This window comes from Microbacterium testaceum StLB037, assembly GCF_900104345.1.
GTDB lineage: Bacteria > Actinomycetota > Actinomycetes > Actinomycetales > Microbacteriaceae > Microbacterium > Microbacterium testaceum_A.
In genome coordinates this window covers 675,943-695,059 of the sequence record NZ_FNJN01000001.1, presented here as the reverse complement: position 1 = coordinate 695,059, position 19,117 = coordinate 675,943, and the positions used below count along the sequence as shown (strand labels likewise).

Genomic DNA, 19,117 nt, shown 5'->3' with positions numbered 1-19,117 from the left:
AAACACGACCATGCGATCACGTCTCATATCCAGTATTAGACGCCGTTTCCAGCGCTTATCCCAGAGTCCAGGGCAGGTTGCTCACGTGTTACTCACCCGTTCGCCACTGATCCACCAAGCAAGCTTGGCTTCACCGTTCGACTTGCATGTGTTAAGCACGCCGCCAGCGTTCATCCTGAGCCAGGATCAAACTCTCCGTAAAAAAGAAATGCATACAACCACCGGGAAAACGGGGCCGCAGCGAGTTTGAAACTGACCAAAGAAAAACATCATTACTGACGAATTTCACGCCAACCCCCGGAAGGGTTGGACTTTGATCCAAAGGAATTTCTCGCGATCCGAAGACCGACGAGGAATAAATTGGCATTTGACAAGTGCACGCTGTTGAGTTCTCAAGGAACGGACGCACCCACAGAAACGATCTCTCGACCTACCCGTGAGGCAGTTCACTTCAATTGACAGCCGCCAGCACACGGAACCTCATTGGGATCTCAGAGAGATCAACCTCGGGAACCGGCCGAACGACCGAACCAAAACCTTACACCATTCGGAGAAGGTTTCGGGTGGTCCGCCACTTGAGACGATGCGGGGCCTTTCGGCCTCTCCGCTCTCCCCTGTGGGGCGAACAAGTAATAAGTTACGCGGGAACGACCGACCCGTCGAATCCGGGCACATCTCGGGCGTGTCGCTTGATCGCAGGCGCGAAATCCTGCGGAAACGTCGACGGCCCGGCGCGACCTTCGAGGTCGCCCGGGCCGAGGGACGGGAACGATATGGCGGTCAGGCGACAAGTGTCCATGTCGACGGCGAGGTCATGGCATCCGTGTGTCCCCCGGTGAACTCGATCCCGCCGAAGAACATCGCTCCGATGACCAGAGCGAAGACGAACGCGATCGACAGGAACAGCACGGCCACGCCGGCGAGGGTGATCAGAAGCGGAAGTCGAGAAGCCATGTTCTCATCCTGCCCTGCTCCCCCACCTGCCCACCAGGGCTTGCGCCCGGGAACGACCGAAGGCCGGCACCTCCGAGGAGGTACCGGCCTTCGATGCAGGACGGATCAGCGACCGGAGAGCTTCTCGCGAAGCGCAGCCAGCGACTCGTCGTCAGCGAGGGTGCCCTGGGCGGGCGTCTCGGACGAGAACGATCCACCGAACGAACCAGCGTCCGTCGGGTTGGCGGCCTCGGCCTCGAGGGCCTTGGCGACGGCAGCCTTGTGGGCTTCCCAGCGACCCTGAGCAGCGGCGTACTCCTGCTCCCAGGCCTCGCGCTGAGTGTCGAAGCCCTCGAGCCACGCACCCGACTCGGGGTCGAAGCCCTCGGGGTACTTGTACTCGCCACGCTCGTCGTACTCGGTGGCCATGCCGTACAGCGCCGGGTCGAACTCGGTGCCGTTGGGGTCGACCGACTCGTTGGCCTGCTTGAGCGACAGCGAGATGCGGCGACGCTCGAGGTCGATGTCGATGATCTTGACGAAGACCTCTTCGCCGACCGACACGACCTGCTCGGCGAGCTCGACGTGCTTACCCGAAAGCTCGGAGATGTGCACGAGGCCCTCGATGCCGTCGGCGACGCGGACGAACGCACCGAAGGGAACGAGCTTGGTGACCTTGCCCGGAGCGATCTGACCGATCGCGTGGGTACGGGCGAACACCTGCCACGGGTCTTCCTGCGTCGCCTTGAGCGAGAGCGACACGCGCTCGCGATCGAGGTCGACCTCGAGGATCTCGACGGTGACCTCCTGGCCCACCTCGACGACCTCGGAGGCGTGCTCGATGTGCTTCCAGGAGAGCTCGGAGACGTGGACGAGACCGTCGACGCCACCCAGGTCGACGAACGCACCGAAGTTGACGATCGACGAGACCGTACCCTTGCGGACCTGGCCCTTGTGGAGGTTGTTGAGGAACGTGGTGCGCGACTCGGACTGCGTCTGCTCGAGCAGGGCGCGGCGCGAGAGCACGACGTTGTTGCGGTTCTTGTCGAGCTCGAGGATCTTGGCCTCGATCTCCTGGCCGAGGTACGGCGTCAGGTCGCGGACACGGCGCAGCTCGATGAGCGAGGCCGGGAGGAAGCCGCGGAGGCCGATGTCGACGATGAGACCACCCTTGACGACCTCGATCACGGAACCGGTGACAACACCGTCGTTCTCCTTGATCTTCTCGACGTCGCCCCACGCACGCTCGTACTGAGCGCGCTTCTTGGACAGGATGAGGCGGCCTTCCTTGTCCTCCTTCTGGAGAACGAGGGCCTCGACGTGGTCGCCGACGTTGACGACCTCGTTGGGGTCGACGTCGTGCTTGATCGAGAGCTCGCGGGAGGGGATGACACCCTCGGTCTTGTAACCGACGTCGAGGAGGACCTCGTCGCGGTCGATCTTCACCACGGTGCCTTCGATGAGGTCGCCGTCGTTGAAGAACTTGAGCGTCTTCTCGACCGCGGCCAGGAAGTCTTCGGCCGAGCCGATGTCGTTGATCGCGACCTGCTTGGTAGCCGGGGCGGTCGTTGCGGTAGTCATGTAGTGGGTTGTCCTAGTTGGGTGTGGTGTCGGGCTCCGACTCCTGTACCCGTCGGTCCGAGACCGGGGGCCGTCGGGCTGGGGCCGCCCGAGGGCGAACTCCAACCACGAGTCGAAGCGAAGCGGATTGTTTATGCGATGCCACGGGCTCGCCAGACAGGCAGAACCCAGGTGTGACACCTCAGTCTAACGCACCACGCCTCCCGCGCAGTCCGGGTGTCGCGCATCCCGCGCTTGGGCCGTCGCACGCTGACGCCGGCCACGCGGGGCGAACGGAGGCAGAGGGCCGGACAGGGCGATTGCGCGTGGGCGTGATTCGCCCCGGATCGGCCGTTTTGTTCCGGCGTTCTGAGGCGGTCCGCCCAGGTGGCGTCCAGAAACACGTGCCAGGCTCCCCGTCTTGTGCCCGCTGACGCGGGTCGGACGGTGACACCCGCACCGTCCTCCCCTCACGTGAAACCGGTTCTATGCGCTCTGACTCGACGTCCTTTTCCAATCGTCGTGACCGCCGCCTCGCCGCCCGCCGCACTCGTCGTCGCCCCGTGACGACAGTGGGAGCGCTCGTGCTCGGCGTGGTCGCGGCCGCGGCTCTCACCGGCACCGCGCCGGCCGCCACCGCCTCCCCCGCCGACCTGTCGACCGCGACGTTCTCGCTCGCCTCCTCGATCACTCCCACGGTGCTCGCAGCCACCCCCGGCCCCGAGAAGACCGAGGCCCGCGCGGCGGAGACCGCTGCGTCGACCTCGATCCAGGCCGTCGCCACCGTGCAGAGCGACATCGCGGCATCCGGTCTCGACATCGGCCAGCCCGCCACGGTCGACACGACCGCGCTGCAGCAGGCCACCGACCGCCTCGAGGCGGCCTCGGTGCTGCCCGAGACGTTCCTCCCCGCGCTCTCGCACGACGTCGCCGCGGCCACCGTCGCGGTCGACCAGCGCGTGGCCGAGTTGCGCGGCGGTCTCGACGCCGCCGTGGCCAAGAAGGCGGAAGAAGAGGCGGCCGAGAAGGCGCGCCAGGAAGCGGAGGCTGCTGCCGCGGCGAAGGCCGCCGCCGACAAGGCCGCCGCCGACAAGCAGGCCTCGTCGTCGTCGTCCTCGTCCAACTCCGGCGGTGGTGGGTCTTCGGCCCCCATTCCGACCGGAGGCGGTTCGGGAGACAACAGCCCCGCCGGCGCCCAGGCCGCCGCGCGCGACATGCTCGCCAGCCGCGGCTGGGGCGACGACCAGATGTCGTGCCTCGTGTCGCTGTGGAACAAGGAGTCGGGCTGGAACTACAAGGCCTACAACTCCGGCAGCGGCGCCTACGGCATCCCGCAGGCCCTCCCCGGCAGCAAGATGTCGTCCGCCGGTGCCGACTGGCAGACCAACGCCGCCACTCAGGTGTCGTGGGGCCTCGGGTACATCTCGGGCCGCTACGGCACGCCGTGCGGCGCGTGGGGCCACTCGCAGTCGACCGGCTGGTACTGAGCCCTCAGCTCCATCGCATCGTCGAGCGCGCCGCTCCGGAGAACCCTCCGGAGCGGCGCGCTTCTGCGAGCAGCGGGAGGTTCTCGGGTCCGTTGAGCTCGTGCAGGACGGCCGGACCCACGTGCACCTGCCACGCGCCGTGGAAGCGGAGGGCGTCCGCCCGACGACGACCGATCTCGGAAGGCACGGCAAGGAACTGCCGGGATCGGGAGCGTCCCGCGCGCTCGAGGACGGCGCGCACCCACCACGGCCCTCCGCCGCGGTCGACCTCCAGCACGAAACGCGGTGTCCGGATCGGGCCGCACAGCTCCTCCAGCGCGACCCCGAAGGTCTTCTGATCGGCGAGGCTCGCGTGCGCCATCGTGATCTCGGCGCGGGTGGCGTCGGCATCCCTCCGCTCTCCCTCCCACACCGCAACGGCGAGCGGGGACCGGACGCGCCCACTCTCGGACAGCGCCGTCCACACCACACGCGCCATGTTCCGCAGCGTCGCCGCGGCATCCCGAGCCTGCCGACGCGTGCGACGCCACGCCGAAAACAGGGGAACGGCCATGACGGCACCGATCAGGGCGCTGACTCCCCCCACCGCGACTCCCGCGACCGGGGGCAGGAAGAACGACAGCGCGATCAGCGCGGCCGGCGCTCCCGCCGATACTCCGAGCCACCCGCCGAGGGCACGCTCGGCCGTCACCGACGTCGAGAAGACCGGCGTGCGGGCCGGGCGCTCGACCACCGCGGAGAGCTCCTCGCGGTCGTCGTACGGGGAGCCGATGCGCCAGGCGGATCGCGTCTCGTCCCGCGGCGGAGCCGAGGTCAGCGCGTCGACACGCTGCAGCGACGCGCCGGGGGTCTTCTCGAGCACCTCGTCGAGCGCGCGACGACGGTCGCGCCCCAGCGCCGCGGGCAGCCCGCGGACGATGCGCTCGGGATGGTCGGCGTCGAGTCCCCACAGGCCGGCGTGCTTGCGACGGAGGCGAGCGGCATCCGGTTGCGCATCGAGGGACGAGTCGGGCGGCAGCAGCGCCGAGACCGTCCAGTTGTGGGCGACCTTCTCGGGCCAGCTCGGATCGCGCCGCAGCGTACGGCCCCGCAACTGCTGCGTCGCCGACGCCGTCGCCACCGCGGTGAGATCGATCAGGGTGTTCACCGCCGGGCAGTCCCACCCTTCGCCGAAGAGACCGCGCGTGCCCACGACCACCTCGAGCGAGCCGTCGGCGAGCAGCCGGGAGACGGCGCCGACCACCCCCGACCCCGTGGTCCCCCACACCTCGAGGACGGCCACGTCGTCGGAGCAGGGCTCCCCCGTCACCGGGACGCCGAGCTCGCGCGAGAGCGCCGGAAGCAGCTTCTCCGCGTGACGGACGGCGACGCGCACCGTCGAGGAGGTGACGAGGATCGCGCGCAGCGCCGAGGTAGCGGCATCCGTCGCCACGATCGAGAACGTGCGGACGGCGCCGGCCGAGCCCAGGAGTCCCCCGTGGACGTTGCCGTGGGTGACGTAATCGGTCACGACGAGGGCGCGGAGGCGGTCGCCGAGCTCGTCGCGCTCGCGGGCGAGGATGTCGCACGCTCCCCTGTCCTTCGAGAGGGAGGACGCGAGGACCGTGTCGATCGGATCGCGGGTGCGACGCACCCCGCGGTCGGTCAGGGCGAAGCCGAAATCGGCGAGCAGGCGACGCAGCCGGCGCCACTGGTCGGCGCGCGCGGGGTCGGGGAGCACCCGGTCCAGGGCGTATCGACCCAGCAGGCGCAGCGTCTCTTCTGTGGTGGGCGCCCGTCGCGCCACGGCGGGAAGACGAGCGGTGAGCGGGTCGTCGGGCGCGACGACGGAGAACATCGCCGCGGCGGCCTCGGCACCGGCGAAGTCGACGGCGAACGCCGCCGAGAGAGCGGCATCGAAGGCGGCGTCGGGGGCGGGCGACTCTGCGGCGGGTGGCGGGTGCACGATCCCCGGACGCGCGACCGCACTGCTCCCCGCGGAAGCGACCGGGGCCGGGGGCGAGGCGCCCTCGGCGGGCGGTTCGAGGGGGTCCGCGGGGGCGGAAGGGGCCGACGACTGGAGCACCGCGCGCAGGAACTCTCTTCCGGCGCCCACCGCGAACGTCGTCCGCAGCGCCTCCGCGAGGGCTTCGGCGTGCGCGGAGAGGAACGCCCGCTCCTCGCCGGTCGGTTCGACCACGTGGACGAGGTCGCGGTACGGCGCGAGGTCACCCTCGCGCACGACCGCCGGCACGGGAACCTCGAGATCGACCTCGCCCAGCAGAGAGACGTAGTTCTCATACTCGTTCGCGTCATCGGGCGAGGGAAGAGTGGCCGTGAGCCCGATCACGAGCGGCTCCCGACCCCCCGCGCGCAACCGCGCGACGAGCGCGGCGACCACGAGCGCCCAGTGGTCGAGGAGGTGATGGCACTCGTCGAGGACGATGGTCTCGACCCCCGCCTCGACCAGGCGCTCCAGCAGCTCGCGCGATCGCGGGTGCAGAGCGGCCGTGAGAGCGGCGGCATCCTGTCTCGCCAGAGTGCGCCGAAGAGCGCGGGACCGAGAGCGGATGCCTCGGCCGTACGCCGCAGCATTGCTCTCGTTGAGCGCGTCGAGCCATCCCTCGGCCTGGTCGGGGGTGCGATCGTCGGCGATCAGCTCGTCGACCCAGCGGGCGCGCGCCAGGCCCGCGAAGGGCTCGCGGGAGTCGACCACGCTGATCGCCTGGTACGTCAGGGCCGTGAGGTCGGCGGGGAGATCGGGGTCGTCCGACACGGCGGCGTCGTCGTGCGCCAGCGCCCGGGCAGCGCCCACCCACTGCGCGCGGATCGCCGTCGTGGGCGCGAAGACCACCGTGCGGCGCCCCCGGCGCGCGGCGAGGAGGAGCCCGAGCAGAGTCTTTCCGGCACCGGGCGGGGCGACGAGATGCAGGGGCACCCCCGCGTCGACGTCGACACGGTCCAGCGCGGCGCGCTGGTAGGCCCGGAGCGTTCCGTCGAATCGCCACGCCGACAGGGGACGGCGTGATTCGGTCGACACCGCGCCAGTCTAGGGAGGGGCCCCCGGCGGGCAGGCGGACCGACACCCGCCGGAGAGGACGACGCGTGGACCTTCGATGGCTCGACGCCCCCGACGAGGACGTACGGCGGGAGCTGCCGACCGTACCGGAGCACGAACCGCCGCCGTGGGTGCCGACCCGCAGACGCCTGCTCGTGCGGCTGAACGCCGTGATCCAGGTCTGGACCCTCTTCATCGTGGTGTTCAACACCGGACTCGACGTCGACATCCGGGGCGACGGGACGCTCCAGGCCGACGACGTCCGCACCCTGGTCATCACCCTGGTCGTCGCCATCGTCTGGACCGCCGCGAGCATCGCGCTGTGGCGATGGTCGCGGAAGGCCTCGACGCCCGTCCGGCTCCGCCGCGCTCGCCGCGCTCTCACCGCGCGGGCGAACGAGTTCCGCGCGGAAGCGTGGTGGCGGGACTCCTTCACAGCCATCGTCACCGCTCACTCCGCCGGCGTGCGCGAATACCCGCGCTTCGTGGGCGAAGGGATCGAGTTCGGGATGGTTCGACTGCGGATGCCGCGCACGCGTCCGCGCTCCTACGTCTGCGTCTCGCTGGCATCCCCTCTCCCCCACCTGGTCCTCGACGCCGTCGAGAACGACGGGGTGCGCTCGGGACTGCCCGAGAACCTCGCCGAACGACAGCGGATCTCGCTGGAGGGCGACTTCGACCGGATCTTCCGCGCCTACGCTCCACGCGGATACGCCCGCGACGCGCTCTACGTCCTCACCCCCGATGTCATGGCGGTCCTCGCCGATCACGCCCGCGCATTCGACGTCGAGATCATCGAGGATCGCGCGGTGTTCTTCCGGGCCGAGCGGCGGCGGTGGGACGACCCGGCGCTGTGGCAGGAGGTGGACGCGATCCTCACCCACGTCGTGCCGCGGCTGCGACAACGGTCGCTGCGATACACGGACGAGAGGGTCGCGGGCCAGGTCGCGGTCGAGATCGCGGGGAGTCTCGCGAGCGGTTCGTCGGGGGTCACGGCGTGGCGCCCGGAGGGGCCCGTGGTGGGCCCGGGAGGGCGACAGCTCCGCTCGTGGACGCCCCGCCACGGGTGGTGGGCGAACGTGCGCGTGGTCTCGTCGTTCATGGTCGGAACGGCGGTCTACGGCATCCCGGTGTTCTTGGGCGTCGTCACGCTTCTGGGCATGTTCGACGGGCGCTGAGCCGGGCGGCAGCCTTCACCGTCCCACGCGGCGCCGACGCCGTCAGGCGCCGTTGCGTCGAGCGACCCACCCCGCCAGCAAGGCGTGCGAAAGCGGCGCGATCGAGACGACCATGAGAATCGTGCCCAGCACCGCCTGCTCGGCCTGCAGCAACACCCCGCCGATGAGCAGGCCCGTGAACAGCACCGACGAGACCACCCGGCGCACCATGCGCTCGAGATCGCGCATGCGCCGCTCGATGCGCGGGGTCTGGACCGAGACCGAGCCGTCTTCGAAGCGCGAGATGAGGTTGTCGGCACGGCGCGGGAGGCGCGCGGTCACGGCGGCGACCGCTCCGACCTCGCGGACGAAGGCCTGCGCGGTGTTGCCGCTCTCTTCGCGGATGAGGCGCTGCGCGTAGGGCTCGACCGCGTCCCAGATGTTGAAAGCGGGATCGAGCGCGCTGCACATGCCGCTCGTGAGCGACATCGCGCGCACGATCAGCAGGAAGTTCTCGGGCAGCTGGAACGGCAGCGACCGCACGACGTCGCCGAACTCGATCGCGAACGCGCGGAACTCGCGCGGGTCGACCTCTTGCAGCTCGGCGAAGCCCATCCCGCCGAAGCGGGAGAACAGGCCCGTCATCGCGCGCTCCAACTGCACGGTGTCGGCCGAGGGCAGCAGCACGCCGACATCGCGGATGCCGTCGACCAGGCCCTTTCCGTCACGCGAGGCCGCCGCGATGAGCACGCGGCGCAGCCCCCGGCGCAAGCTCGGCGGGACCTCGCCCATCATGCCGAAGTCGATGAAGGTGAAGCGCCACGCCGGGGTGCCGGCGTCGGTCGTGCCGCCGAGCGGCGTGACGAAGACGTTTCCGGGGTGCGGGTCGGCGTGGAAGAAGCCGTCGTCGAACAGCTGGTCGAACATCACCCGCGCGAAGCGGGCGGCGACCTCGGCCGGATCGATGCCGGCCGCGCGGAGGGCGTCGACGTCGTTGATCTTGATCGCCGTGACGTCTTGGAGGGTGAGCACGCGGCGGGTGGTGCGCTCCCACACGACCTCGGGCACGGCCACTCCGCCGGGCCCGCCGAAGTCGGCCGAGAAGCGCTCGGAGTTGGCGGCCTCGTGCAGGTAGTCGATCTCTTCGAGGCTCGTGACGGCGAACTCCTCGACGAGTGAGGGCATGTCGACGCGATCGCGGACCAGGGCGACCTTGCTGAGCCACACGCCGATCTTGCGGAGGGCGCGCAGGTCGACGTCGACGATGCGGTCGATGCCCGGGCGCTGGATCTTCAGCACGACGGCGCTCAGGCCGGTCTCGGCGGCCAGATCCTCCGTCAGCACGGCGCGGTGCGCCTGACCCAGCGAAGCCGCCGCGAGGGGGCGCTCGTCGACGCTCGCGAAGGCGCGCTCCAACGGCATCCCGAGCTCTTCTTCTGCCCGGGCGCGCATCTGCACGAACGGGACCGCGGGCACCTCGTCCTGCAGGCCCTCGAGCTGCTTCGTGATCGACGGGGGCAGGACGTCGAGACGCGACGACATGAACTGCCCGACCTTGATCATGAGACCGCCGAGGTCGACAGCGAGCACATGGAAACGCTGGGCGATGCGCTCGAGCCGCCGGGTGCGGCCCCGGGCGGAGATCCACCCGAGACCGAACCGCGGCAGGAACAGCTCGAACCACCAGGCCTGCACCAGATAGCGCGCCGCGAAGCGCGTGATCCGCCGGTAGCGGGCCTTCATAAGGGCGTCGTCGGTCATCGATTCTCCTGGATGCCGACGGGCGGAATGCCCCCGTCGAGCGGGCGTGACCTCAACCCTGGGCGAGGATGGAGTAGAGCTTACGGCGAGCCTCGTCGAGGATCTCGACCGCTTGCGCGACCTGATCCTTGTCGCCCGTGCGACCGACCTGGGCCGCCGCCTGGGCGAGTTCGATACCCGCCTTGGGCAGCGCGGTCATGCGACCGCCGTCGCGCGAACCGGCCGCCTCCCAGGGGGCCGTGCGTTCGGTGGTCTCGTCGCCGGCCGCAGCGCGGCCCTCGGCAGTGAGCGAGTAGGTCTTGCGGCCGTTCGACTCCTCGGCCTGCACGAGGCCCTCGTCGGTCAGCAGCTGCAGCGTGGGGTAGACCGAGCCGGGGCTCGGCTTCCACGAGCCGCCGCTGCGGTCCTCGATCTCGCGGATGATCTGGTAGCCGTGCATCGGCTGCTCGAGCAGGAGCGAGAGGACGGCCGAACGCACGTCGCCCTTGTTCATGCGCGGCGTCGAGGCGGTCTTCTGCTCGAACTGCGTGCGCAGCTGCTCGAGACCCTCGAGGATGTTGGACATCGGCCAGCCGGGGGTGTTGTTGCCACCGCGTCCGCCGAACGCGTCTCCCAGGAATGAACCACTCATGACGACCTCCTTCGCGCGGACCCGATCTGAGTCAGCGATACATAACGATATATCGCTGAAGAGGGGTGGAGGCTGGGAATCGACCCGCGATCCTTCGACGTCGAGCAGACCCGCGGCGCCCGTCGGGGACCCGAGACGCCCCGACGCGGATCAGTACCAGTTCATCGCCTGGGAGTGACCCCATGCGCTGCACGGGGTGCCGTAGCCGCGGGAGATGTAGTCGAGGCCCCACGCGATCTGAGTGGCCGCGTTGGTCTGCCAGTCGGCGCCGAAGCTCGCCATCTTGCTTCCGGGCAGGGCCTGCGGGATGCCGGTCGCCCCACCGTCGTTGTTGTAGGCCTGGTAATTCCAGCCCGACTCCTTGTTCCACAGCGACGACAGGCACGAGAACTGGTCGCTCCCCCAGCCGTACTTCTCGGCCATGAGCTGCGAGGCGTACGCGCGCGCGCCCTCGGGCGTGTTGACCCGGGCGAGAGCGGCGGCGGCATCGGCCTGACGCCGCGCCTCGGCGGCCGCTGCGGCCTCGGCCTGACGCTGCGCCTCGGCGGCGGCGTCGGCGGCGGCCTTGTCAGCCTTCGCCTTGTCGAGGCTGCCCTTGACCTCCGCCACGCGGGCGCTGACGCGGTCGGTCTCGCTCTGGGCGTTCTGACTCAGGGCGGGGACGAGCAGCACCGGGAGCAGGTCGCGGGAGGTGAGGCGGTCGACGGCGTCTTGGAGCGCGCCCGTGTCGATCGACGCGTCGCCGATCGAGAGCGGGAGCCCGGTCGCGGCGACATCGGCCTGGACGGCGGTCGCGTTCGAGAGAGCCGTCTGCGCCCCGTCGAGGGCGGCGGCGGCACCGGTGCTCACGGCGTCGAGGGTCGGCGCCGTGGACACGGGCACCGAGGTGCCGGGGGCGGAGAAGGAGGATGCCGAGGCGTCGGGCAACGAGACGGGGGACGCCATCGCCAGACCGGTCGTGGCGACCATGCCGAACGCGAGGCCGGCGCAGGTGGCCGCCGTGACGAGGGTGCGTCGGGCGCGGTTGACGTGGGTGAGTTTGATATCGGAACGCAGCAAGAGAGATCTTTCGTCGGGGGCGCGCTCGTCGGGATCGAGCACGGTGTCGCGCCGTCGGGTCGGCACGGGCCCCGAGTGTGGGTGCTGGTTCTGGGCGTTATCTTTTCGTTACCTGGAAGACCGGTGAGAGCAGACGATTCGGTGACGCGCGCTCGCGAGGGGTCGCGCGACGGATTCCGCTTCTCGCCGTCAGCAGAAGAAAAACTCGCCTCACCGGGTATTTTGCCGACGCTCCGACGCCGGGTTCCCGTCAGTCGCCGCTGAGCTTTCCTCCCCTCGCGACGAGAGGCCGATCCGACGAAGAAAAAATCTCGTCGAATCGGCCTCTCAGCGGTCGACCCGCCCGTCGCGTCGCTCGAGGGCTCAGCCGCGGTGCGCGCGGTAGTAGTCCAGAAGGGCGCGCGTCGAGGAGTCCTGAGCCGCCAGCGCCTCGTCGTCGCCCTCGATCGCGGGGGCAATCTGCAAAGCGAGCTGCTTGCCGAGCTCGACGCCCCACTGATCGAAGGAGTTGATGCCCCAGATCGTTCCCTGCGTGAAGGTGATGTGCTCGTACAGGGCGATCAACTGGCCGAGCACCGAGGGCGTGAGAGACGGCGCGAAGATCGACGTGGTCGGCCGGTTGCCGGGGAACGTGCGGGCGGCGACGAGCGCACCCGTGGTGCCCTCGGCCTCGACCTCTTCGGCGGTCTTGCCGAACGCCAGGGCCTTCGTCTGCGCGAGGAAGTTCGCCAGGAACAGGCCGTGCACGTCGCGCCCGTCGTCGGCGCGCGGGTAGGCCGGGTTCACGAAGGCAATGAAGTCGGCCGGGATGAGACGCGTGCCCTGGTGGATCAGCTGGTAGAACGCGTGCTGACCGTTGGTTCCCGGCTCTCCCCAGAAGACCTCGCCCGTGTCGGTGGTGACGGGCGTTCCGTCCCACCGCACCGACTTGCCGTTGGACTCCATCGTGAGCTGCTGCAGGTAGGCCGCGAAGCGGTGGAGCTGCTGCGCGTAGGGCAGCACCGCGTGCGACTGCGCGCCGAGGAAGTTGGTGTACCAGACGTTGAGCAGACCCATGAGAACGGGCACGTTCTGCTCGACCGGAGTGGATGCCACGTGCTCGTCGACCGTGTGGAAGCCGGCCAGGAGCTCGCGGAACACGTCGGGACCCAGGGCGATCGCGAGCGACAGCCCGATCGCCGAGTCGACGGAATAGCGTCCGCCCACCCAGTCCCAGAAGCCGAAGGCGTTCGTCGGGTCGATGCCGAACGCTTCGACCTTGTCGAGGGCCGTCGACACGGCGACGAAGTGGTGGGCCACGGCGTCGGTGCGGGCGGCATCCGAGTCGTCGATCGCGCCCTTCTCGGCGAGCTGCGCCCACAGCCAGTCGCGAGCCAGGCGCGCGTTGGTCAGGGTCTCGAGCGTGGTGAAGGTCTTCGAGGCGACGATGAAGAGGGTGGTCTCGGGGTCGAGGTCAGCCGTCTTCTGCGAGATGTCGGTGGGGTCGATGTTCGAGACGAAGCGGGCGTGGATGCCGGCGTCGGCGCACGGCAGCAGAGCCTCGTAGACCATCACCGGGCCCAGGTCGCTGCCGCCGATGCCGATGTTGACGACGTGCGTGACCTTCTTGCCGGTGACGCCGCGCCACTCGCCCGAGCGCACGCGGTCGGCGAAAGCGCTCAGCCGGTCGAGCACCTCGTGCACGTCGTGGTCGATCTGCTGACCGTCGACGACGAGCGACGGCTCGGCGCCGACCGGACGGCGGAGGGCGGTGTGCAGCACCGCGCGGTCCTCACTGGTGTTGAGGTGCGCGCCGCTCAGCATCGCGCCGAAACGATCGCGCACACCGGTCTCGTCGGCGAGGGCGACCAGAGCGTCGAGGATCTCGGGGGTGACGAGGTTCTTGGACAGGTCGACGTGCAGGTCGCCCACCGTGCGCGTGAGATCGCGCGTGCGATCGGCGTCGGAGGCGAACCAGCCGCGCAGGTCGGGATCGAAACCCTCCCGCAGAGCGGTGAGGCGGGACCAGGCGGAGGTGGTGGTGGGATCGATAGGCGCAGTCACGGAACCCACGCTAGCGACCTCCGACGATCGCCACGCCGCGAATGACGAAGTGCGCCGGACGCGCTACGACCGGGCCAGCGGCCCGGATCGGTCGCGGGCGCCCGCGGCGGCCTCAGCCAGGGGGATCTCCCGCGATCCATCCCAGGGCTCCGTCCACCCGAGGCGGTCGAACAACCCGTCCAGCACCATCGCGGTGAACCCCCACACGGTCTGCGGGCCGCGTGCCGTCTGCAGGGCGAAGGCCGGCCCCCGCCACTCCCGACCATCACGACGCAGCACCGTCACGCCTCGGCGTTCGGGATCGAGCAGATCGGCCACCGGGGCGCGGAAGACCTCGGCCGACTCCGCCGCATCCACGGCACGCACCGGGGTCGGGCGCGCCCACCATCCGATCACCGGGGTGACCTCGTGGCGAGAGAAGGCCAGGGGCAGCGACTCGAGGGTGCCCAGCACGTCGACACCGTCGGGATCGAGTCCCGTCTCTTCGCGGGCTTCACGGAGGGCCGCCGCCACGGCATCCGCGTCTTCGGGATCGACCCGGCCACCCGGGAACGCGACCTGGCCCGGGTGGGCGCGCAGGGTGCTCGCGCGCGCGAGCAGCAGCACGTCGAGATCGCTCGGGACGGTGCGCGAGACCCGGCGGCTGGGGACCCCGTCGAGCACGCCGAAGAGGATGAGCACCGCCGCCGCTCGCGCCTCGCCCTCGACAGGCAGCGCCTGCAGCGCCGGGGAGACGTCGCCGAGACCGCGCGCGAGCAGGGCTTCGAGCTGGGCGCGGGGCGAGGACATTCTTCGAGGCTATGCCGTGACGGCGTCTCGTACGGTCGCCTCGTCGGCCGGGGCCGCCGGCGCGTCGGACTCGGGGGCCGTGGCGCCGGATTCGTCGGGGACCTCGATCCAGCACGGGTGGGCGGAGCTCCCGACGCGCACGCGGCGCATCGGGATGCGCGGGGTCTCCGGCGCGGCGGGAGCCGCGGCGTCCGCGGCCGAGGTCGGGACCGGGACGGATGCCGTGGCGCCGGCCGCCGCGACGGGTGATGCCGCGAGGGCCTCGGCGATGATGCGCCGAGGGTCGTACTGTCGCGGATCGAGCGCCCGCCATTCGTCCGCGTCGGCGGGGACGCCGAGCTCGGTCGCGGCGCGGAGGCGCGCGGCATCCACCGTTCGGCGAAGCCCCCGCAGCACCGACGCGAGGCGAGCGACCGCCCCGGGCAACCGCTGCGGACCGATGACCACCGCGGCGATAAGCCCCACGAACAGGAGTTTCTCGAACGTCAGGCCGAACATGGGGCCTCCTCGAAGACCGACGCCCGGGCGCCGGCGCGATCGTGCAGGGCCGCGATCGCGAGGGCCGCAGCGTAGAGGGCGGTCATCGGAACGGCGACGACGAACATCGACATCACGTCGGCCGACGGCGTCGCGAGGGCGCTGAACAACACGATCGCCACGACCGCGTACCGCCAGCTGCGGGCGAGGGTGCGGGCCGAGACGATGCCGGCGAGATTCAGCACCACCAGCACGACCGGCAGGACGAAGGCGAGGCCCGTGGCCACGACGATCTTCAGCGCGAAGTCGATGTAGGTGCCCGCGTCGAGGATCGTGGAGTCCTCGCTCGAGGCGAAGCCCGCGAGCACCGAGACCATGTGGGGGAACAGCAACAGGCCGGTCGCGCACCCGGCCGCGAACAGCGGAACAGCGGCTCCGACCGAGCCGAGCACGTACCGCCGCTCGCGCCGCGTGAGTCCCGGGAGCACGAACGCGAAGAGCTCGGACAGCCAGACCGGGCTCGACAGGACGAGCCCCGCGACCAGTGCGACGCGCAGACGCAGGTCGAAGGCCCCGGTCACGCTGTCGAAGTTGAGGCTCGCGTTGCGCTCGGCCGCGATCTGCACGATCGGGGCCCGCACGAGGTCCATCACGGGTTCGTACAGGAACCACCCGGCGAGGGCGCAGATCGCGAGGGCGATCGCCGCCCGCACCGCGCGCCGCGTCGCCTCGTCGAGGTGCGCGGCGACGGGCATGGGGGCCGACCGCGGGGCCTCGGCGCGAGGGGGCGCGACGGCGGGAGCGGCGGCGGAGGTCATGACGTGCTCGGGGGTGCCAGGACGGGTGCGGCGGACTCCCCCTGTGCCCGGGCTGGGGCATGCGGGTCGGTCTCGGCGGCGGCCCCCACGCGGGAGTCACTCACCTCGGTCTTGAGGATGCGCACCGATTGGCCGAGGCTCCGGGCGAGGGCGGGGAGCTTGGCGGCTCCGAAAATGAGGACGATGACCGCCAGCACGATCAGGGCGTGCCAGCCGGTGAGGTTCTGCAACATGGGAGGGGTTCCTTTCGAGGGAGGGGTCAGCGCCCGCCGGGCGCACCGCCGGGCATGGCGCCCGCGGTCGGGGTGGTGGTGGTGTCGACGCGGACGCCGAGGGCGACCGTCCAGCCGGTGGAGTTGTCGCCGGTCGCCGTGGCGAGTTCGAGCGCTCCCCCGTCGTCGCCGAAGACGTTGTCGCTCTCGAGCGACACCCGGGACAGATTGGATGCCGAGGAGGGATACGCCGCGTCGGCGTAGACCACGTCGCACGCGGCCTGCGGCAGGGCGACCTGCGAGGTGGCGATCGCGTTCGAGGCGTCGGTGATGGCATCCACGTTCGAGTACACCTCGAAGTGGATGTGCGGCCACCGGCCGTCGTAGCAGCCGGGGAAGATCGAGGTGAACGAGACGACGCCGTCATCTCCGACGACCTGGACGCCGCGGAGGTAGCTCTCGTTCTCGATCCCCGAGGAGTACATCGAGTAGCGGCCCTGGTCGTCGCAGTGCCAGACGTAGACGGCGGCACCCGCGAAGGGCACGTCGCCGTTCGCGGAGTCGAAGATCGTGAGGTTGAGGGTCATGGGAACGCCCGCGGCCGTGGCTCCGCCGTCGAGGCTCGAGCGCAGGTCGCTGCGGACGATGCCGGACTGCTCGAGGATGTCGGGGCCGTTCGACCCGTCGCCCGGGTAGGGGCCGGCGGTCTCGTCGGGGATCTCGCCCGCGGGGAGGGCGGCTGCCGCGCTCGTCGCGGTGGCGCTCGGGGTCGCGCTCGCCGTGGGCGTCGCGGTCGGGGTCGCCGTCGCGGCCGTCGTTGCGGCACCGGAGGCCGACGGGGCGCACGCGGCCAGCGTGGCGGTGCCCGCGCCCAGCACGACCAGGCCCAGGATGCCGCGCCGCGAGACGAGCGTGCGGATGTCGAAGGGCGCGCCCTGATCGACGACGGGCTCATCGGCGCGGTCGAGCAAGCGCCCTTCGTAGGCGGGACCGTCGGGGGTCATCTGGGTGTCGGGGATTCTGCTCATGGTCTGCTCCACTGGTCGGTGCGGGTGTCGTTGAGGAGACGATGACGCAGCGACCCTGCCCCCTCCCTCACCGAATCTATGAACCGGCTATGCGCACCGGATCCGCACGGTATTCCCCGTCCCCGACCCCGGTGCGCGTGTCAGGATGAACGAGGGAGGTACGCGATGACCGGAACGCTGCACGCCGTGACCCTCGTCGTGAACATGCCGATCACCAAGATCGACGCCCTCGACGCGATCGCCTTCGCCGCCGACGGGGGCGTCGACGGTGCGGGCACGATGAGCCCGCGCGTCTGGCTCGCTCCGCACGCGTGGGCCGAGGTCGAGATCCCCAAGTTCGCCGATCCGCCGCCGTTCGCGATCGACGTGTACTCCGACGTCTCGGGCGCGGTGGCCTGGGCGCAGGCCCGCCGCCTGTTCGACGCCCTCCAGCGCTTCGGCTGGAACGTGAGCCCGCCGCGCGCGGGAGTGCAGTGAGCGAGGCCGTCGCACCGCGGCCGCGACTGCTCTACGTCGAGGACGACGCCGAGATCGCCGCGATGACGCTGGAGGTGCTCCGCGAGACCTACGAGGTCGTGCACGAGGCCGACGGGCTCGCGGGCCGCGACCGGGCGTTGCGCGACAGCTTCGAGGTGATCCTGCTCGATCGGCGACTCCCCGGCCGCGACGGCGCCGAGATCGTGCGCGACCTGCGCACCGCCCACATCACGACCCCCGTGCTGCTGCTGACGGCTCTGGGGGCGGTCGCCGATCGCGTCGAGGGACTCGACGCCGGGGCGAACGACTATCTGCTGAAGCCCTTCGACTTCGACGAGCTGCTCGCCCGGCTGCGGGCGCTGCGACGCGGCTACCGGGCCGAGGGACGTCGCCGGGGCGTCTCGGACTGGACCTACCTCCCCGACACGGCCGTGGTCTACGGCCCCTCCGGCGAGCGCATCGCCCTCACCTCGACCGAGAACGCCGTGCTGGAGTTGCTCACCCGGAGCCCCGACCACGTCTTCTCGCGCGAAGAGATCGCCCGCGCGGTGTTCTCGTCTCCGGATGCCGTGACCACTGTCGACACGTACGTGCACTACCTGCGCCGCAAGACCGCGACCGACCTCGTGGAGACCGTGCGCGGCCGCGGGTACCGCGCCGGGGCCGAGCGGTGAGCGCCGAGGACGACCGGCGGGTCGTCCGCCGGGCCGCGCTGCGGGTCGGCACCCTCGTGGCGGGCGCATCGGCCGTCGCGATCGCCGTGGGGGTCGGCATCCTCATCGCCGTTCTGGTGGCGCAGGCCCGCACCGAGGGCGGGGGCCGACGCGGCGCGGGCGGGGCACCGATGGGCGATCGCTTCGTCGTCGACCTCGACGACGTGCTGCCCTGGGTCATCGGCCTGGGTCTGGTGGGGGTCGTGGTGCTCGGACTCGTCGGCGGGGCCGCGGCCCGCTGGTCGGTGCGCCCGCTGGACGAGGCGCTGCGTCGGCAGCGCGCGTTCGTCTCCGAGGCGAGCCACGAGCTGCGCACGCCGTTGACGGCCCTGACCAGTCGCATCCAGATCGTGCAGCGACGCCTGCACCGCGGAGAACCGGCCGACGAGCCGTTGGATCAGTTGCGGCGCGACGCGCAGATCATGGACGACGTGCTCGCCGACATGCTGCTGACTGCCGAGGGGCAGGTGCACACGGGCACCGCGCGAGTCGACGACAGCGTGCGTGCCGCGACCGCGGCGCTGTCGTCCCTCGCCGACGATGCGGGCGTGGGCCTGCGACCGACCCGGCTGACGGGGGTGACCGTCGCGGTGCCCGCGGTCACCGTCGTGCGCATGTGCACCGCACTGCTCGACAACGCCATCGGGCACACGCCCGCGGGCTCCGAGGTCACGGTCACCGCCGACGCCGACGAACGCGAGGTCGTCGTGCGCGTGGAGGACGGGGGAAGCGGCATCCGCGACGACGATCTGCCCCGCATCTTCGAACGCTTCGCGCGCGGGGCGGAGTCGGGCCGGCGTCGGGGATTCGGGCTCGGGCTGGCGCTCGTGCGCGAGGCCGCGACCCGCTACGGCGGGAGCATCGAGGTCGAGCGCACCTCGCCCACGGGCACGGTGTTCGCCCTGCGCCTCCCCCGCGCCCGCTGACCGCTCGGG

Annotated in this window: 17 protein-coding genes and 1 rRNA gene; 5 read left to right on the top strand and 13 right to left on the bottom strand. The window is 70.7% G+C overall.

What is annotated here, in order from left to right:
- The 3 genes from BLS25_RS03310 to rpsA form a co-directional block, all read right to left on the bottom strand.
- A 16S ribosomal RNA gene (locus BLS25_RS03310) occupies positions 1-202 on the bottom strand; the annotation flags it as partial.
- A 578-nt stretch (positions 203-780) separates the two neighbouring features.
- Entirely contained in the window at positions 781-954 is a 174-nt protein-coding gene (locus BLS25_RS16805) for a hypothetical protein (RefSeq protein WP_170210603.1), read from the bottom strand.
- Positions 955-1,059: 105 nt separating this feature from the next.
- Positions 1,060-2,514: a 30S ribosomal protein S1 gene (gene rpsA, locus BLS25_RS03305; RefSeq protein ID WP_056227982.1), complete on the bottom strand. Its 1,455-nt coding sequence runs from the start codon at positions 2,512-2,514 to the stop codon at positions 1,060-1,062.
- 542 nt (positions 2,515-3,056) lie between these two features.
- Between rpsA and BLS25_RS03300 the strand changes: the two genes are divergently transcribed.
- On the top strand, positions 3,057-3,980 hold the full coding sequence (locus BLS25_RS03300) for an aggregation-promoting factor C-terminal-like domain-containing protein (RefSeq protein ID WP_074694375.1): 924 nt from the start codon (positions 3,057-3,059) through the stop codon (positions 3,978-3,980).
- Between the two features lie 4 nt (positions 3,981-3,984).
- Here the strand turns inward: BLS25_RS03300 and BLS25_RS17025 are convergent, their stop codons facing one another.
- Entirely contained in the window at positions 3,985-6,999 is a 3,015-nt protein-coding gene (locus tag BLS25_RS17025; RefSeq protein WP_074694374.1) for a DEAD/DEAH box helicase family protein, read from the bottom strand.
- Positions 7,000-7,064: 65 nt separating this feature from the next.
- On the opposite strand from BLS25_RS17025, the gene BLS25_RS03290 reads away from it, so the two are divergent.
- Positions 7,065-8,195, top strand: a complete 1,131-nt coding sequence (locus tag BLS25_RS03290; protein WP_074694373.1) for a hypothetical protein — start codon at positions 7,065-7,067, stop codon at positions 8,193-8,195.
- A 42-nt stretch (positions 8,196-8,237) separates the two neighbouring features.
- Here the strand turns inward: BLS25_RS03290 and BLS25_RS03285 are convergent, their stop codons facing one another.
- The 9 genes from BLS25_RS03285 to BLS25_RS03245 form a co-directional block, all read right to left on the bottom strand.
- Entirely contained in the window at positions 8,238-9,935 is a 1,698-nt protein-coding gene (locus tag BLS25_RS03285) for an ABC1 kinase family protein (RefSeq protein ID WP_056227971.1), read from the bottom strand.
- A 52-nt stretch (positions 9,936-9,987) separates the two neighbouring features.
- Entirely contained in the window at positions 9,988-10,566 is a 579-nt protein-coding gene (locus tag BLS25_RS03280; RefSeq protein WP_074694372.1) for a PadR family transcriptional regulator, read from the bottom strand.
- A gap of 150 nt (positions 10,567-10,716) precedes the next feature.
- Complete coding sequence (locus BLS25_RS03275) at positions 10,717-11,691, bottom strand: aggregation-promoting factor C-terminal-like domain-containing protein (protein WP_256335518.1); 975 nt, start codon at positions 11,689-11,691, stop codon at positions 10,717-10,719.
- Between the two features lie 297 nt (positions 11,692-11,988).
- Complete coding sequence (gene pgi, locus BLS25_RS03270) at positions 11,989-13,668, bottom strand: glucose-6-phosphate isomerase (RefSeq protein ID WP_074694429.1); 1,680 nt, start codon at positions 13,666-13,668, stop codon at positions 11,989-11,991.
- A 63-nt stretch (positions 13,669-13,731) separates the two neighbouring features.
- Positions 13,732-14,457 (bottom strand): NUDIX hydrolase, encoded by a 726-nt coding sequence (locus BLS25_RS03265; protein ID WP_074694371.1) that lies wholly within the window; start codon positions 14,455-14,457, stop codon positions 13,732-13,734.
- A 9-nt stretch (positions 14,458-14,466) separates the two neighbouring features.
- Positions 14,467-14,955 (bottom strand): Sec-independent protein translocase subunit TatA/TatB, encoded by a 489-nt coding sequence (locus tag BLS25_RS03260; protein WP_056227962.1) that lies wholly within the window; start codon positions 14,953-14,955, stop codon positions 14,467-14,469.
- Positions 14,943-15,752: a twin-arginine translocase subunit TatC gene (tatC, locus tag BLS25_RS03255; RefSeq protein ID WP_176786297.1), complete on the bottom strand. Its 810-nt coding sequence runs from the start codon at positions 15,750-15,752 to the stop codon at positions 14,943-14,945. The genes BLS25_RS03260 and tatC overlap by 13 nt, the downstream gene beginning before the upstream one ends.
- Complete coding sequence (gene tatA / locus BLS25_RS03250; RefSeq protein ID WP_074694370.1) at positions 15,749-15,985, bottom strand: twin-arginine translocase TatA/TatE family subunit; 237 nt, start codon at positions 15,983-15,985, stop codon at positions 15,749-15,751. The genes tatC and tatA overlap by 4 nt, the downstream gene beginning before the upstream one ends.
- A gap of 26 nt (positions 15,986-16,011) precedes the next feature.
- Positions 16,012-16,992 (bottom strand): dioxygenase family protein, encoded by a 981-nt coding sequence (locus BLS25_RS03245; protein ID WP_074694428.1) that lies wholly within the window; start codon positions 16,990-16,992, stop codon positions 16,012-16,014.
- Between the two features lie 165 nt (positions 16,993-17,157).
- Here BLS25_RS03245 and BLS25_RS03240 point away from each other — a divergent pair, with 165 nt between their 5' ends.
- From BLS25_RS03240 to BLS25_RS03230, 3 genes are read left to right on the top strand one after another with little or no spacing between them, the layout of a single operon-like run.
- Entirely contained in the window at positions 17,158-17,469 is a 312-nt protein-coding gene (locus BLS25_RS03240) for a hypothetical protein (protein ID WP_074694369.1), read from the top strand.
- A complete protein-coding gene (locus BLS25_RS03235; protein ID WP_074694368.1) occupies positions 17,466-18,143 on the top strand; it encodes a response regulator transcription factor in 678 nt (225 codons plus the stop codon). Before BLS25_RS03240 ends, BLS25_RS03235 begins: the two co-directional genes overlap by 4 nt.
- The gene (locus BLS25_RS03230; protein ID WP_074694367.1) at positions 18,140-19,108 is read left to right on the top strand and encodes a sensor histidine kinase; all 969 of its coding nucleotides are present in this window, start codon (positions 18,140-18,142) and stop codon (positions 19,106-19,108) included. The genes BLS25_RS03235 and BLS25_RS03230 overlap by 4 nt, the downstream gene beginning before the upstream one ends.
- The last annotated feature ends 9 nt before the right edge of the window (positions 19,109-19,117 follow it).

Coding starts and splice junctions, on each gene's coding strand:
- BLS25_RS03245 (WP_074694428.1), bottom strand. CDS start 16,992: ATGAGCAGAATCCCCGACACCCAGATGACCCCCGACGGTCCCGCCTAC.
- BLS25_RS03280 (WP_074694372.1), bottom strand. CDS start 10,566: ATGAGTGGTTCATTCCTGGGAGACGCGTTCGGCGGACGCGGTGGCAAC.
- tatA (WP_074694370.1), bottom strand. CDS start 15,985: ATGTTGCAGAACCTCACCGGCTGGCACGCCCTGATCGTGCTGGCGGTC.
- BLS25_RS03265 (WP_074694371.1), bottom strand. CDS start 14,457: ATGTCCTCGCCCCGCGCCCAGCTCGAAGCCCTGCTCGCGCGCGGTCTC.
- rpsA (WP_056227982.1), bottom strand. CDS start 2,514: ATGACTACCGCAACGACCGCCCCGGCTACCAAGCAGGTCGCGATCAAC.
- tatC (WP_176786297.1), bottom strand. CDS start 15,752: ATGACCTCCGCCGCCGCTCCCGCCGTCGCGCCCCCTCGCGCCGAGGCC.
- BLS25_RS03260 (WP_056227962.1), bottom strand. CDS start 14,955: ATGTTCGGCCTGACGTTCGAGAAACTCCTGTTCGTGGGGCTTATCGCC.
- BLS25_RS16805 (WP_170210603.1), bottom strand. CDS start 954: ATGGCTTCTCGACTTCCGCTTCTGATCACCCTCGCCGGCGTGGCCGTG.
- BLS25_RS03240 (WP_074694369.1), top strand. CDS start 17,158: ATGACCGGAACGCTGCACGCCGTGACCCTCGTCGTGAACATGCCGATC.
- BLS25_RS03285 (WP_056227971.1), bottom strand. CDS start 9,935: ATGACCGACGACGCCCTTATGAAGGCCCGCTACCGGCGGATCACGCGC.